The sequence below is a fragment of the Mycobacterium sp. NGS19 genome (genome assembly GCF_059813155.1).
Genome location: NZ_JCALEB010000001.1, coordinates 45,341 through 58,840, shown reverse-complemented (window position 1 = coordinate 58,840; position 13,500 = coordinate 45,341). Strand labels below are relative to the sequence as shown.

Here is a 13,500-nt window from a genome sequence, read left to right as displayed (position 1 = left end):
CGCGCCCGGCTTAGGAGCTCACCTTGCGGTAGATCTCCAGCGTCTGTTCGGCGATGTGGGTCCACGAGAACTCGTCGATGCACCGTTGCCGGCCCGCCCGGCCGAACTGCTCCGCACGCGCAGGGTCGGCGACCAGCGAGTTGACGGCGTCGGCCAGTCCGACCTCGAAATCCGAAGGCGCGCCGGGGTCGTAATGCACCAGCAACCCGGTCTGGCCGTCCGACACCACTTCTGGGATTCCGCCCACGTCGGAGGCGACCACCGCCGTCGCGCATGCCATCGCCTCCAGATTGACGATCCCTAACGGCTCGTACACTGACGGGCACACGAAAACCGTTGCGGCGGAGAGTATTTCGCGAACCTTGCCGATCGGCAGCATCTCGCGCACCCAGAACACGCCGTGACGTGCCCGCGACAGGTTCTGCACGGCCTCGGTCACCTCGGCGGCGATCTCCGGCGTGTCGGGTGCGCCCGCGCACAACACCAGCTGCACGTCGTCGGCGAAGCGGTGCGCAGCCGCCAACAGATGCGCCACCCCTTTCTGGCGGGTGATGCGCCCGACGAACGCGACGATCGGCTTGCCGAGGTCCACACCCAATTCCGCGAGCACCGATTCGCCCGGTGCCGGCGGGGCGGGATGCCATACGTCGGTGTCGATCCCGTTGCGCACCACATGCACCCGGCTGGGGTCCAGCGCGGGATAGGTGGCCAGCACGTCGTCACGCATGCCGGAACTCACCGCGATCACCGCGGCCGCCGCCTCGATCGCGGTGCGTTCCACCCACGACGACACCCGGTAGCCGCCGCCGAGCTGCTCGGCCTTCCACGGCCGCCGCGGCTCCAGCGAATGCGCGGTGAGCACGTGCGGGATCCCGTACAGCAGGGCGGCCACATGGCCGGCCAGCCCGGTGTACCAGGTGTGCGAGTGCACGACGGTGGCGTCGTACGCGGCGTTGGCCATCACGAGGTCCGCTGACAGCGTGGACAAAGCCGGATTGGCGCCGCGCAGTGCGGGATCGGGCTGGTGAACGAACACGCCGTGCCGCGGAGCGCCCATGCAATGCACGTCGACGTCGCATAGTTTGCGCAGCTGCGCGACGAGCTCGGTGACGTGCACACCGGCGCCGCCGTAGACCTCTGGCGGATACTCCCGAGTCATCATCGCCACCCGCATGATGTGAACGTAGTGCCGCTCGGCGGCCGATGTACAACGCCGTTCGCTCCGGCGTTTGGAGCGCCCCAAATGGGGGGAATTCTGGTGGCAGCCAACAGTGACCGATAGGTTTGTCCCATGAGGGAATTGCCACATGTGCTGGGCATTGTCCTCGCCGGTGGAGAAGGCAAGCGGCTGTATCCGTTGACCGCAGACAGGGCAAAACCGGCAGTTCCCTTCGGGGGCGCTTACCGGCTGATCGACTTCGTGTTGTCCAACCTGGTGAATGCCAGGTATCTCCGGATCTGCGTACTCACGCAGTACAAGTCCCATTCCCTGGACCGGCACATCTCGCAGAATTGGCGGCTTTCCGGTCTGGCCGGCGAGTACATCACGCCGGTGCCCGCGCAGCAGCGGCTGGGGCCGCGCTGGTACACCGGCAGCGCTGACGCGATCTACCAGTCGATGAACCTGATCTACGACGAGGATCCCGACTACATCGTGGTGTTCGGAGCCGACCACGTGTACCGGATGGATCCCGAGCAGATGCTGCACTTCCACATCGAAAGCGGAGCGGGGGCCACGGTGGCGGGCATCAGGGTCCCGCGGGCGGAGGCAACGGCGTTCGGCTGCATCGACTCAGACGAGTCGGGCCGCATTCGCAACTTCATCGAGAAGCCGGCCGAGCCGCCCGGCACGCCCGACGATCCCGACCAGACGTTCGTGTCGATGGGCAACTACATCTTCACCACCAAGGTGCTCATCGACGCGGTGCGCGCCGACGCCGACGACGACACCTCCGATCACGACATGGGCGGCGACATCATCCCGCGGCTGGTGGCCGACGGGCGTGCGGCGGTGTACGACTTCGCCGACAACGAAGTGCCGGGCGCGACCGAGCGCGACCGCGGATATTGGCGCGACGTCGGCACGCTGGACGCGTTCTACGACGCGCACATGGACCTGGTGTCGGTGCACCCGATCTTCAACCTGTACAACAAGCGCTGGCCCATCCGCGGCGAGTCGGAGAACCTGGCGCCGGCGAAGTTCGTCAACGGCGGCTCGGCGCAGGAGTCGGTGGTCGGCGCCGGCAGCATCGTGTCCGCGGCATCGGTGCGTAACTCCGTTCTGTCGTCCAACGTGGTGGTCGACGACGGCGCGATCGTCGAAGGCAGCGTGCTGATGCCGGGCGTGCGGGTGGGCCGCGGCGCAGTGGTGCGGCACGCGATCCTGGACAAGAACGTCGTCGTCGGGCCGGGCGAAATGGTGGGTGTCGACCTGGAACGCGACCGTGAACGCTTCGCGGTCAGCGCCGGCGGCGTGGTGGCCGTCGGCAAGGGCATCTGGATCTAGCGGTCCGGGCCGATTTCAGCGACGTCACCACACGTACGGCACCAGACGGTAACGGACGTCGTCGGTGTATTCGCGGTAGCCGGCGAGCCCTTGATCCAGTGCCCGCTCCTCGTCGACGATCCGCATGGCGAGCATCGCGACGGCCGGCACGAGGGTCAGCAGCGCCCAGTAGGAACCGAGCGCCAGCGGCATTCCTGCCGACATGATCAGCGCCCCGGCGTACATGGGGTGCCGGACGAGGCCGTAGAGCCCTGTGGTGACCAGCTGTTGTCCATCTTCGATGGTGACGTTCGCTGCGGCATAAGCGTTTTGGATGACCACCAGTTGCGACATGGAGAATCCCGTCGCGACGAGGACGTCACCGGCGATCACTGCCCACAACGGCACGGTCGACCAGCCGAACCGGTAGTCGAGCGCGCTGATCACGATGCTCGCCAGGCCCGAGACGAACACGCCCGTGACGGCGATCTTCTGGGTTGTCCGGGTTTCGGCTGCAGGTCCGGCATGCATGCGACGCTCCAAGGCGGCCGGATTCGTCGCGAGCAGATAGATGGCCGGCACCACTGTGCATGCCATGAACACGGCGATGAAAACCCAGGCCTGCCAATATCGTAACGTCCCGGCGGGAATGAACAGCAGCGCACCCAAGCCCACCAGACCCAGCAGCGACGTGGTCGCGGCTCGTGCGGCAACCGTCGTCCTCATACGCGTAAATCCCTGCGGCCGAAGGCAATCGCGCCGAGCAAAGTCAGCACAAGATCGAGTACCAGCAACCACACCAGCGGCGTCGCGGTGAAGGTACCGGTGCCCACGAGCGGGGTCTGCCCGAACGGCTCGAGGTTCAGCAGCCACTGGGGGAGCCCGGACAACGACCCGAGCAGGTAAAGCGCGATGAACGCCACCAATACGCCCCAAGCCACCGGCGTGAAACGCGGGACGATCCCGAACAGAGCGACCGTGACCGCCGCCGACAGCCACACCGCAGGTATCTGCACGGCGGCGGTGCCCAGCACGAAGGACAACTTCGCGCCGATGTCGCCGGCCGCTGCGCCGTAAGTCACGCCGGCGACCAGGCCGGTGATCATCAGTGCAGTCGCCGATCCGAGCAGCGCAATGCCGAAATGGCTTGCCAGCCAACGTGTTCTGCTTACTGCGCCGGCCAACAGGGTCTCGGCGCGGGTACTCGACTCCTCGTTGTGCAGCCGCAGGGTCAGCGAGATCGCGAACGCCGACGCCACCATGGCGAGCATGCTGAACGCGACCGCCATGAACGCCTGCTCGAGCGCTCCGCTGCCGCCGAGGCGCGCCACGATCTCGCGCGCCGACGCACTGCCGAGCTCGTCGCCGATACCGTGCACGACGCTGCCGACCACCAACCCGTAGAGGCCCAGGCCGATCGTCCACAACGCAACCGCGCCGCGGTCGAGCCGCCAGGCCAGGCTCAGCGGCCCACGCAACCACGGTCGCGCCTCACCAGGGCCGGGCCGGTCGGCGATCAGGCCGGCGCCTACGTCGCGCCGAGACAGCAACCGGTAGGCGACGACCATCAGCACCGCGGTGGTGGCCAGGTGCAGCGTCAGCACCCAGTAGCGGTCGCCGGCGTACGGCCGCACCTGCAGTGACCACCCGAGCGGCGAAAGCCATGACATCGCCGACGCTCCGGCATCGCCGACGGCGCGCAGCGTGAAAGCGGCTGCCAGCACGGCGAACGCGGCACCGCGCGCGAAGCGGGCACTCGGTGACAGCTGCGCGGCGATACCGGCCACCGCGGTGAACACCAGCCCGGAGCAGGCCAGTGCGAGCCCGAATGCCAGCGAGCCGGTCGCCGGCACGTCCGTGGTGAGCAGCCCGGCGAATCCGACGAGACCGGTCACAATCGACGCACCCGAGGCCAGGATCAGCGCGGCGGTCAAACTCGCGTACCGGCCGACTGCTGTGGAGTCGATCAACTCCGTGCGGCCGTTCTCCTCGTCGCCCCGCGTGTGGCGGACCACTGTCAGGATGACGGCCACCGCGATCAGCGTGTGGAACATACCGGCCTTCCAGATCCCTACGGCGCCAAGGTTGTCCGCGTAGATTGCCCCGTAGAGTGCGCGCTGCGCGGGGCTGGCCATGATCGTCGCGGCGAATGCCGCTCGGTCTGCCTGACTGGGATAGACCGCCGCGATGCTGCCGACGTACACGGTGGCCAGCGGCACCGACAACAAAAGCACCCACAGCGGCAGCACGATCCGGTCGCGGCGCAGATACAGTCGCAGCAGAGCACTGGTGCCAGAGAACAGCGAGCCGCTTGGCAGCTCGTGGGCAGGGTGCCGACGCTCCAAAGTCGCGGTGCTCATGCGCTCACCTTCTGCGCCTCGTCGTCGACGTTGTAGTGCCGTAAGAACAACTCTTCGAGCGTGGGCGGCTGACTGGTCAGGCTGCGTACCCCGGCGTTGCCGAGCACCCTGACAAGCTCACCTAGCGCCTCGGCGTCGACTTGGGCTCGTATCGTGTTGCCGTCCACGGACACGTCTTCGACCCCGTCGATGCGGCTGATGTCGCCCGGGTCGCCGATCATCTCGGCCTTGATCGAGGTGCGGCTGAGGTGACGCATCGAGTCCAGCGTCCCGCTCTCCACCGTCTTGCCGGCGCGGATGATGGTCATCCGCTGACAGAGCGCTTCTGTCTCGCCGAGGATGTGGCTGGACAGCAAGATCGTGGCGCCGCGCTCGCGCGCTTCCCGCACACACTGCTGAAAGACGTTCTCCATCAACGGGTCCAGCCCGCTGCTCGGCTCGTCGAGGAGAAGCAGTCGGGCGTTCGACGAGAACGCCGAAACCAGTGATACCTTCTGGCGGTTGCCTTTCGAGTAGGTGCGCGCCTTCTTGTGCGGGTCGAGCTCGAAGCGCTCGATGAGCTCGTCGCGGCGCTTGGCGTCGATGCCGCCGCGCATCCGGCCCAGCAGGTCGATGATCTCGCCGCCGGTCAGCGACGGCCATAGCGTGACATCGCCTGGCACATAGGCGATTTCGCGGTGCAGAGCGACCGCGTCGGTCCACGGGTCGCCGCCGAGCACACGCACCGTGCCGCCGTCGGCTCGCGCCAGGCCCAGCAGGATCCGGATCGTCGTCGACTTGCCGGCGCCGTTGGGTCCCAGAAAGCCGTGGACTTCGCCGTCGTGCACTGTCATCTCGAAGCCGTCGAGCGCGCGTACGGTGCCGAAGTTCTTTGTCAGCCCGTGGATTTCGATCGCCGTCATCCGACTTCTCCTTGCTTGTCCAGTTGTTCTCGTCGCGCCACGAACGCGTCGTACATCGTGGTATCGGTCAAGAGCCCGTGCGAATAGACCTCCAGCGCCGGCAGGACCATCTCCTCGCCGTAGTCGTGCAACACCGCGGCCATGTCGGTCGGCTTGTCGTGCATCTGCAGATACATCAGAAACGCCCCGCCACCGGTCATGGCAAGGAACTTCGCGCGGGCCTTCGGGTCGCGGCTGGGCTTGATGGTGCCGGCTTGCACACCTTCTTCGATGTACTGCTCGGCGTTGTCGATCATTCGCTGCCAGAACGACTTCGCGAGCGCGGTGCCGGACTGCAGGCTACGCACCAGATACGCCATCAGCGGCGCGTAGGACTCCATTTCGGCGACCTGGGCGAACCAGGTCGCGGGGTCGGCCGACCGCAGCGACTCCGATTTGATGCTGCGGACCTCTTCGGCGATGTAGTCGTCGCAGGCCTTGCGTAAACCGTCTTTGGACCCGAAGTGGTGGATCACCAGTGCAGCACTGACACCGGCCGCTTCGGCGATGGCGCGCAGGCTCATCTGAAAGCCGTGCTGTCCCCACTGCTCGATGGCGGCATCGCGGATCTTCGCCGCCGCGGTGAGGTCGGCTGAACGCATGTTCAGTAGACTAAACGCGCGTTCAGTCCGTCGTCAAGGGAGATCGAGCGTCGTCGCAATGTCGGCGAAACGCCCCGCGGCATGCAGGCTCGGTGTCACGCTGTCAACACCAGAAGCGAAGTGGGGGTGAGATGGGCACACCATTGCAGGAAACGGCGCCGGACACCGTGTCGGCATTGCTACGGATGCTGAAGGTCAACCATGCGTCCGCCGAAAGCCAGGCGGCGGCACTGCGTAACTGGTTGCGCGCCAACGTAGCTGGGCCCGCGTTGCGTCTGAGCCTGCTGGCCAATGGCTACGGGGACATCTTCGACGAGGCCGTCGGTCGCCTGCCGCGTCACGCCCACCACGCGACCATGTACTCGGCCTGACGAATTCAGTCCCGGGCGGCAATCAAGATGCCGTCGCCGAGCGGCACCAGCACGGGGGTCAGCCGCTCGTCTTCGGCGATCAGGCGCGCCGCCTCGCGGACCGCGGTCACCTCGGGGTCGGCTGCCTCGGGGTCGCCCGCGCGGCCGCCGAGTGCCGCGCGATGCACCACGATCGCCCCGCCGGACCGCAGCAACCGGACGCCCTCGGCAATGAACTGCGGCTGGTCGATCGGATCAGCGTCGACGAAGACGAGGTCGTAGGACTCGTCGGCCAGCCGCTGCAGAACCTGTTGGCCCCGGCCGACGATCACGCGGGTGCGCGACGGGGCGATGCCCGCCTCGTTGAACGCTTGCTTGGCCAGCCGCTGGTGCTCCGGCTCCACGTCGATGGTCGTCAGCACGCCGTCGTCGGCCATGCCGCTCAACAACCACAACCCACTGACACCGGCACCGGTGCCTACCTCGGCGACCGCCTTGGCGCCCGACAGCCGCGCCAGCACAGAAAGCAGCGCACCCACCGCTGGAGTGACGGCGCCGGCGCCGGCGTCGACCGCGCGCTCTCTGGCGGCGGCGACAATCGGATCCTCCGAAATCGAGCCCTCGGCGTGTCCCAGGATTCCAAGCTGCGAGGCGACCATGCCCGCAGCGTAGAGCCAAAACCCGCCGGACCCGGACAGGCGCGCCAGAGAACCGACACGCCCGGTTCTCGGCGCGAATTTCGCCCGATCCGCCCAGCCAGTGGCCCTGATGGACGGCTTTCTCAGGGAAACTTCAGGTACCTCATATATCGGGCACACCGGCATGGGGAACGGTAAGCGGATGGCTCACCCAGGCTGGCTGTTCGGGAATAGCTCCGACGGACTCGACGTTGGCCGCTACGACGCATCATCGCCGGCGCCTGCCGGCAGCGACGAATTGCCGGCGGCCGCCGGCTCGGACCTGGAGGATCTCACGACCCGCACGCTAGCCCAGACCGTGGTGCCGCCTGCAAGCATGACGCACTTCGAGCGTTCCTTCGATTCCGGCTGGGTGGAGGAACCCGACGAGCCCCAAGGCACCGCGGTGTTCGACGCCACCGGCGACAAGAACGCCATGCCCTCATGGGACGAGCTGGTGCGCCAGCACGCCGATCGGGTGTACCGGCTGGCCTACCGGCTGTCGGGGAACCAGCACGACGCCGAGGACCTGACCCAGGAGACGTTCATCCGGGTGTTCCGTTCGCTGCAGAATTACCAGCCCGGAACCTTCGAGGGCTGGCTGCACCGCATCACCACCAACCTGTTCCTCGACATGGTGCGCCGGCGCGCGCGGATTCGGATGGAGGCGCTGCCGGAGGATTACGACCGCGTGCCCGCTGACGAGCCGAACCCCGAGCAGATTTACCACGACGCCCGGCTGGGGCCGGACCTGCAGGCGGCGCTCGATTCGCTGCCGCCGGAGTTCCGCGCCGCAGTGGTGTTGTGCGACATCGAAGGCCTGTCGTACGAGGAGATCGGCGCGACGCTGGGCGTCAAGCTGGGCACTGTGCGCAGCCGCATCCACCGTGGTCGCCAGGCGCTGCGGGACTACCTCGCCGCACACGGCAGCACCGAAGCCCCGGCCGCCGAATCTGTCTGAGCGCCGTGACCCGCGCTACATTCGAGGGTGCCACGTCCGCCAGAGGAGGGATCATGGCCGATCCAGGGCACGTGTTCAGGCGCGTGTTCTCGAGGCTGCCCTCGCCGTTCGCCTCGCAAACCGACGCGCCAGTCGGCCCGCGCCAATTCAGCTCTACTGAGCACCTGTCGACTGAGGCCATCGCCGCGTTCGTCGACGGGGAATTGCGGATGACGGCTCATCTGCGCGCCGCCAACCATCTGTCGCTGTGCCCGCAATGCGTGGCCGAGGTCGAAGGCCAGCGGCAGGCCCGCGCCGCGTTGCGTGATTCGCGGCCCATCCATGTGCCCACCTCGCTGTTGGGCGCGCTGGCGCAGATTCCGAACCTGTCCGAGCAACCCGAGGAGGACCCGGGCGGCACGGCCACCGACGAGTCAGGCATGCCGCGCGGTCGCCGCAAGCGCCGGTAGGGTGGACAGCACTTCACAGGCTATGAGCGCATCACGCGACGGACACCACAGTGCGATCAGCGCCCCGCCATGGCACGCCGTCCGCAGGCCCGAAAGAGGAGCCCGTTGAGCCCCGACAAGCACAACACCGACACCCCTGACGGCAGCCCGCCTCTCGGCTCGGGCGACGGCAACGCGTCCACCCGCCTGGCTCCCCGGCCGATCTCGCGGCCCCCGGTCGATCCTGCCGCCAGCCGCGCGTTCGGCCGCCCGGCCGGCGTCGCCGGCTCGTTCCTCGGCGCCGACAAGCAGCGCGACCAGGGCGAATACACCCCGCGCAACGCCCCGCCAGATCCCGTGCTGGCCGAGGCGTTCGGCCGCCCCTACCCGGGTGTCGAGTCCCTGCAGCGCCACCCCGCCGACGCGGGTGCGCTCGACGGCGAGCGCGACGACGAGACCGATGGCGCCGAGGACCCGTGGCGCGACCCGGCCGCGCCGGCGTCGCTGACCGCGCCGGCGTTGCCCCAGCCCCGACCGGTGGCGGCGAGTGGTGACACCGGCAAGCTCGGCGTGCGCGACGTGCTGTTCGGCGGCAAGGTGTCGTACCGCGCATTGGCGGTACTGGCGGGCATCGCGTTGGCGATCGCGTTCATCGGCGGCTGGGTGGGCCGCAAGACCGCCGAGGTGGTCGAGGCGTTCACCACGTCGAAGGTCACGCTGTCGACCAGCGGCAGCCAGCCGCCCGAGGGTCGGTTCGCACAAGTGGCCGCGGCCGTGGCCGACTCCGTCGTCACCGTCGAGGCGCTCAGCGACCAAGAGGGGTCGCAGGGCTCCGGCGTGGTGGTCGACGGCCGCGGCTACATCGTCACCAACAACCACGTCATCTCGGAGGCGGCCAACAGCCCGAGCCAGTTCAAGATCACGGTGGTGTTCAACGACGGCAAAGAGGTGCCGGCCAACCTGGTCGGCCGTGACCCCAAGACGGACCTCGCGGTGCTGAAGGTCGACAACGTCAACAACCTGACCGTCGCCCAGTTCGGCGACTCCGACAAGGTCCGCGTCGGCGACGAAGTGATCGCCGCAGGGGCGCCGCTCGGCCTGCGCAGCACCGTCACCGCAGGCATCATCAGCGCGCTGCACCGGCCGGTCCCGCTGTCCGGTGAAGGGTCCGACACCGACACCGTCATCGACGCCCTGCAGACCGACGCGTCGATCAACCACGGCAACTCCGGCGGTCCGCTGATCGACATGAACTCTCACGTCATCGGAATCAACACGGCCGGAAAGTCGTTGTCCGACAGCGCAAGTGGGCTCGGCTTCGCGATTCCGATCAACGAGGCGAAATCCACCATCGAAGCGCTGATCAAAGACGGCAAGGTCGTCCATCCCACGCTCGGCCTGACGGCCCGCTCGGTCAGCAACTCGGTGGCGTCCGGCGCGCAGGTGGCCAATGTGAAGGCCGGCGGACCCGCCGAGAAGGGCGGCATCCTGGAGAACGACGTGGTGGTGAAGGTGGGCGACCGAACAGTCGCGGACGCCGACGAGTTCGTAGTCGCGGTCCGTCAGCTCAAGATCGGCGAGCCGGCTCCGATCGAGGTGGTGCGCGACGGCAGGCATGTGACGTTGACGGTCACTCCAGCGCCGGAAAGCTGATGTTCGCCAACATCGGCTGGGGCGAAATGCTCGTGCTGGTGGTGATCGGGCTCGTCGTGCTCGGTCCGGAACGGCTGCCGGGAGCCATCCGCTGGACAGTCAACACGCTGCGCCAAGCCCGCGACTACGTCAGCGGCGCCACCAAGGACCTGCGCGACGAGCTGGGGCCCGATTTCGATGAACTGCGCGAACCGCTCGCCGAGTTGCAGAAGCTGCGGGGCATGTCGCCGCGTGCCGCGTTGACCAAGCATCTTCTCGACGGCGACGACTCGATTCTCACGGGCAAGTTCGACAAGCCGGCCGATGAGCGCTTGCGCGAAGAGCAAAAATTCCACCTACCACCGGACACGCCCGCGACGAAGCCCCAAACACCAGACGGCCCCGCGCCCTTCGATACCGACGCGACGTAGGCGCGCTCAGCGGCGGGCGGTGTCGATGCCCAGCGACAAGCCGGCCAGCCCGCGCCGGCGCGACGCCAGCGCGTCGGCAACCTTGTCGAGTTCTTTGCCAGCAGGCGAATCCGGCGCCGACAGCACCAGCGGCACGCCCGCATCGCCGGCGGTCACCAGCGCAGGATCCAGCGGCACCTGACCCAGCAGCGGAATCTCCGCGCCGACGGCCTTGGACAGCCGTTCGGCCACCTGGCGGCCACCGCCCTCGCCGAACAGCTGCATCGTGGACCCGTCAGGCATCAGCAGCCCGGACATGTTCTCGACTACCCCGACGATGCGCTGGCGGGTCTGCAACGCGATCGCGCCGGCGCGCTCGGCCACCTCGGCGGCCGCGATCTGCGGCGTGGTCACCACGAGGATCTCCGCGGTCGGGATCAGCTGGGCCACCGAGATCGCGACGTCGCCGGTGCCCGGCGGCAAATCGAGCAGCAGCACGTCGAGGTCACCCCAGTACACGTCGGCGAGGAACTGCTGAAGTGCGCGGTGCAGCATCGGGCCGCGCCACACCACCGGGGTATTGCCCTGGGTGAACATCGCGATCGAAATGACCCGCACGTCGTGAGCGACGGGAGGCAGGATCATCGACTCGACCTGCGTCGGCCGGTCGGTGACGCCCATCATCCGCGGGACCGAGTGGCCGTAGATGTCGGCATCGAGCAGCCCGACGGACAGGCCCCGGGCCGCCATTGCCGCCGCCAGGTTCACCGTCACGCTCGACTTGCCCACGCCGCCTTTTCCGGAGGCGACGGCATACACCCGGGTCAGCGAGCCGGGCTGGGCGAACGGAATCACCGGTTCGCGTTCGTCGCCCCGCAGCATCTTGCGCAGCTCGGTGCGCTGCTGATCGCTCATCACGTCGAGGCTGACCCGGACCGCGCCGGTGCCCGGGACGTCGGTGACGGCTCGGGTGACCCGTTCGGCGATCTCGGTCTTCTTCGGGCAGGCCGCGGTGGTCAGGTAGATCTCGACGTGCACGCCGCCGTCCGGCTCGATCGAAATGTTCTTGACCATGCCCAGTTCGGTGATGGGCCGGCGCAGCTCAGGATCGATCACCTTGGCCAGTGCTGAGCGCACGGCTGCCAACGTCAGGTCGGTGGGGTTTTCGGCCATCGCCGACGAGTCTACGGGCCGACCTCGGTTCAGCTGGCTGGGCCGGGCAGCGGTCCCGTCGACGGCGGCAACCCAGCTGCCGGCGTCTGCTCGGCAAGAGCGGGAGCGGGCGGCGCAGGCATGCCGGGCCACGGCGGCATTGCGGGTGCCGGCGCTGCGACGACCGGCATCGGCGCGGCCGGACCCGGCATCGGCGCGGCCGGACCCGGAAGCGGTGCGGCGGGACCCGGCAGCGGTGCGGCCGGCGCCGGGCCGGGCAGCCCGCCCGGCCACTGGCCAGCCGGCGCCATCCCGGGCAGCGGCGGCCCGAACGGCGTCGCAGTCGGCGGTGTGACGGCGGGCATGGAGTTGGGGCCGAAGCACACCAGCGTCGGGCAGGCAGGCGGTTGCTCCGGGTACTGGCTGGGGTCCATGCCCGGCGGTAGCGCCGGCATCTGGTTGGCGACGGACGTGTTGCCGAAGTTGACAAGCTCCATCTGGGTCATCGGATCGCCCATCGGCAAGCCCAGCACGTTGAGCGGCAGGCCAGGCCCGAGCCCCTCTGGCATGGACCCCTGTGCACCTTCGAGGTGCGCGTCACCCATCGGCGGAACCGGTCCGGTGATCGGCGGCAGATCGACGGGCACCACGCCGGTCGCATATGCCGCGGCCCAGCCCAGTACGTTGCGGGCATACGGCATCGAGTTGTTGTAGCGCAGGATCGCGCTCAGCACCTGCGACTGGTCACGCAGGTTCAGTCCGCCGCTGCACAGGTAGCGTGCCGCGGCCAGCGAGGAGTCGAACAGGTTCTGCGGGTCGGCCTTGCCGTCGCCGTCGCCGTCGGACGCATAGCGGGCCCAGGTGCCCGGCAGGAACTGCATCGGACCCATCGCGCGGGCGTAGGTCGGCTGACCGCTGGGCGCCATGCTCTGCACGATCACCTCGTTGCCCGGCAGCGATCCGTCCAGCGTCGGGCCGTAGATCGGGCGCACGGCGGTACCGCGAGCGTCGGTGGCGCCGTTGTTGGCGTGCAGCGATTCGATGCGCCCGATGCCGGCGAGCAGGTTCCAGCTGACGCCACAGGCCGGCTGGGCCAGCGACATCATCCGCTCGGCGTTGCGGTAGGCGGACAGCGCCATCGACGGAATGCGAAGAGCGCCAGGGGAATTGACGACGACCGCGGGCGGCGGCGCGGAGATCGACGCGGCCGCCACGTGGAAGCTCGACGGCGGGCGGCTGACCTGGACCACCGAGGGACCCGAGATGTCACCGCGGTTGGGCACCACCGCGGCCAGCGTCATCACGTTGGCGTCCTGGGTGGGCGGATGCACCAGCGGCGCCGGGTTCGGCGCAGCGGCGACAGCGCCGGCGAACACTACCGGCGCCACAACGATCAGGGCCGTCGCAGGCGTGCGAGCGGCTCGGGTAACCCGTCGGCGCGCCCACTCGAGGGCGTTGCGAGCCCCGGAGCCTCCCCCTTCGTGCACTCACACCGTCCTGAC

The 13,500-nt window shown here is 68.4% G+C and carries 14 protein-coding genes; 6 read left to right on the top strand and 8 right to left on the bottom strand.

Going from position 1 to position 13,500, the window contains the following annotated elements:
* Positions 1 to 10: 10 nt before the first annotated feature.
* A complete protein-coding gene (glgA, locus tag AC5Y4N_RS00280; RefSeq protein WP_499909763.1) occupies positions 11 to 1,174 on the bottom strand; it encodes a glycogen synthase in 1,164 nt (387 codons plus the stop codon).
* 117 nt (positions 1,175 to 1,291) lie between these two features.
* On the opposite strand from glgA, the gene glgC reads away from it, so the two are divergent.
* A complete protein-coding gene (gene glgC, locus AC5Y4N_RS00275; protein WP_499909765.1) occupies positions 1,292 to 2,506 on the top strand; it encodes a glucose-1-phosphate adenylyltransferase in 1,215 nt (404 codons plus the stop codon).
* A gap of 24 nt (positions 2,507 to 2,530) precedes the next feature.
* Here glgC and AC5Y4N_RS00270 read toward each other — a convergent pair whose 3' ends face one another.
* The 4 genes from AC5Y4N_RS00270 to AC5Y4N_RS00255 are packed head-to-tail and all read right to left on the bottom strand — an operon-like array spanning position 2,531 to position 6,388.
* Positions 2,531 to 3,211 carry a methyltransferase family protein gene (locus AC5Y4N_RS00270; protein ID WP_499909767.1) on the bottom strand — a complete coding sequence of 227 codons (681 nt, stop codon included), beginning with the start codon at positions 3,209 to 3,211 and terminating at the stop codon, positions 2,531 to 2,533.
* A complete protein-coding gene (locus tag AC5Y4N_RS00265) occupies positions 3,208 to 4,845 on the bottom strand; it encodes an ABC transporter permease (protein WP_499909770.1) in 1,638 nt (545 codons plus the stop codon). The genes AC5Y4N_RS00270 and AC5Y4N_RS00265 overlap by 4 nt, the downstream gene beginning before the upstream one ends.
* Positions 4,842 to 5,747 (bottom strand): ABC transporter ATP-binding protein, encoded by a 906-nt coding sequence (locus AC5Y4N_RS00260; RefSeq protein ID WP_499909772.1) that lies wholly within the window; start codon positions 5,745 to 5,747, stop codon positions 4,842 to 4,844. Before AC5Y4N_RS00260 ends, AC5Y4N_RS00265 begins: the two co-directional genes overlap by 4 nt.
* On the bottom strand, positions 5,744 to 6,388 hold the full coding sequence (locus AC5Y4N_RS00255) for a TetR/AcrR family transcriptional regulator (RefSeq protein WP_499909774.1): 645 nt from the start codon (positions 6,386 to 6,388) through the stop codon (positions 5,744 to 5,746). The genes AC5Y4N_RS00260 and AC5Y4N_RS00255 overlap by 4 nt, the downstream gene beginning before the upstream one ends.
* Before the next feature lie 131 nt (positions 6,389 to 6,519).
* Between AC5Y4N_RS00255 and AC5Y4N_RS00250 the strand changes: the two genes are divergently transcribed.
* Entirely contained in the window at positions 6,520 to 6,759 is a 240-nt protein-coding gene (locus tag AC5Y4N_RS00250) for a hypothetical protein (protein ID WP_499909776.1), read from the top strand.
* A gap of 5 nt (positions 6,760 to 6,764) precedes the next feature.
* On the opposite strand, the gene AC5Y4N_RS00245 is transcribed toward AC5Y4N_RS00250, so the two are convergent.
* The gene (locus tag AC5Y4N_RS00245) at positions 6,765 to 7,397 is read right to left on the bottom strand and encodes an O-methyltransferase (RefSeq protein WP_499909779.1); all 633 of its coding nucleotides are present in this window, start codon (positions 7,395 to 7,397) and stop codon (positions 6,765 to 6,767) included.
* A 181-nt stretch (positions 7,398 to 7,578) separates the two neighbouring features.
* On the opposite strand from AC5Y4N_RS00245, the gene sigE reads away from it, so the two are divergent.
* The 4 genes from sigE (at position 7,579) to tatB (ending at position 10,867) form a co-directional block, all read left to right on the top strand.
* The gene (gene sigE, locus AC5Y4N_RS00240; protein WP_499909781.1) at positions 7,579 to 8,376 is read left to right on the top strand and encodes an RNA polymerase sigma factor SigE; all 798 of its coding nucleotides are present in this window, start codon (positions 7,579 to 7,581) and stop codon (positions 8,374 to 8,376) included.
* Positions 8,377 to 8,429: 53 nt separating this feature from the next.
* Complete coding sequence (gene rseA / locus AC5Y4N_RS00235) at positions 8,430 to 8,825, top strand: anti-sigma E factor RseA (RefSeq protein WP_499909783.1); 396 nt, start codon at positions 8,430 to 8,432, stop codon at positions 8,823 to 8,825.
* A 105-nt stretch (positions 8,826 to 8,930) separates the two neighbouring features.
* On the top strand, positions 8,931 to 10,457 hold the full coding sequence (gene htrA, locus AC5Y4N_RS00230) for a serine protease HtrA (RefSeq protein ID WP_499909785.1): 1,527 nt from the start codon (positions 8,931 to 8,933) through the stop codon (positions 10,455 to 10,457).
* Positions 10,457 to 10,867, top strand: a complete 411-nt coding sequence (gene tatB, locus AC5Y4N_RS00225; protein WP_499909787.1) for a Sec-independent protein translocase protein TatB — start codon at positions 10,457 to 10,459, stop codon at positions 10,865 to 10,867. The genes htrA and tatB overlap by 1 nt, the downstream gene beginning before the upstream one ends.
* Positions 10,868 to 10,873: 6 nt before the next feature.
* Here tatB and AC5Y4N_RS00220 read toward each other — a convergent pair whose 3' ends face one another.
* Both AC5Y4N_RS00220 and AC5Y4N_RS00215 read right to left on the bottom strand, forming a co-directional pair.
* The gene (locus tag AC5Y4N_RS00220) at positions 10,874 to 12,019 is read right to left on the bottom strand and encodes an Mrp/NBP35 family ATP-binding protein (RefSeq protein ID WP_499909789.1); all 1,146 of its coding nucleotides are present in this window, start codon (positions 12,017 to 12,019) and stop codon (positions 10,874 to 10,876) included.
* Positions 12,020 to 12,048: 29 nt separating this feature from the next.
* Entirely contained in the window at positions 12,049 to 13,485 is a 1,437-nt protein-coding gene (locus AC5Y4N_RS00215) for a lytic transglycosylase domain-containing protein (protein WP_499909791.1), read from the bottom strand.
* Positions 13,486 to 13,500 lie beyond the last annotated feature (15 nt).

What these genes read in the sequence shown, in the direction of transcription:
- glgA (WP_499909763.1), bottom strand. Translation starts at nt 1,174, where the DNA reads ATGCGGGTGGCGATGATGACTCGGGAGTATCCGCCAGAGGTCTACGGC.
- glgC (WP_499909765.1), top strand. Translation starts at nt 1,292, where the DNA reads ATGAGGGAATTGCCACATGTGCTGGGCATTGTCCTCGCCGGTGGAGAA.
- AC5Y4N_RS00270 (WP_499909767.1), bottom strand. Translation starts at nt 3,211, where the DNA reads ATGAGGACGACGGTTGCCGCACGAGCCGCGACCACGTCGCTGCTGGGT.
- AC5Y4N_RS00265 (WP_499909770.1), bottom strand. Translation starts at nt 4,845, where the DNA reads ATGAGCACCGCGACTTTGGAGCGTCGGCACCCTGCCCACGAGCTGCCA.
- AC5Y4N_RS00260 (WP_499909772.1), bottom strand. Translation starts at nt 5,747, where the DNA reads ATGACGGCGATCGAAATCCACGGGCTGACAAAGAACTTCGGCACCGTA.
- AC5Y4N_RS00255 (WP_499909774.1), bottom strand. Translation starts at nt 6,388, where the DNA reads ATGCGTTCAGCCGACCTCACCGCGGCGGCGAAGATCCGCGATGCCGCC.
- AC5Y4N_RS00250 (WP_499909776.1), top strand. Translation starts at nt 6,520, where the DNA reads ATGGGCACACCATTGCAGGAAACGGCGCCGGACACCGTGTCGGCATTG.
- AC5Y4N_RS00245 (WP_499909779.1), bottom strand. Translation starts at nt 7,397, where the DNA reads ATGGTCGCCTCGCAGCTTGGAATCCTGGGACACGCCGAGGGCTCGATT.
- sigE (WP_499909781.1), top strand. Translation starts at nt 7,579, where the DNA reads ATGGCTCACCCAGGCTGGCTGTTCGGGAATAGCTCCGACGGACTCGAC.
- rseA (WP_499909783.1), top strand. Translation starts at nt 8,430, where the DNA reads ATGGCCGATCCAGGGCACGTGTTCAGGCGCGTGTTCTCGAGGCTGCCC.
- tatB (WP_499909787.1), top strand. Translation starts at nt 10,457, where the DNA reads ATGTTCGCCAACATCGGCTGGGGCGAAATGCTCGTGCTGGTGGTGATC.
- AC5Y4N_RS00220 (WP_499909789.1), bottom strand. Translation starts at nt 12,019, where the DNA reads ATGGCCGAAAACCCCACCGACCTGACGTTGGCAGCCGTGCGCTCAGCA.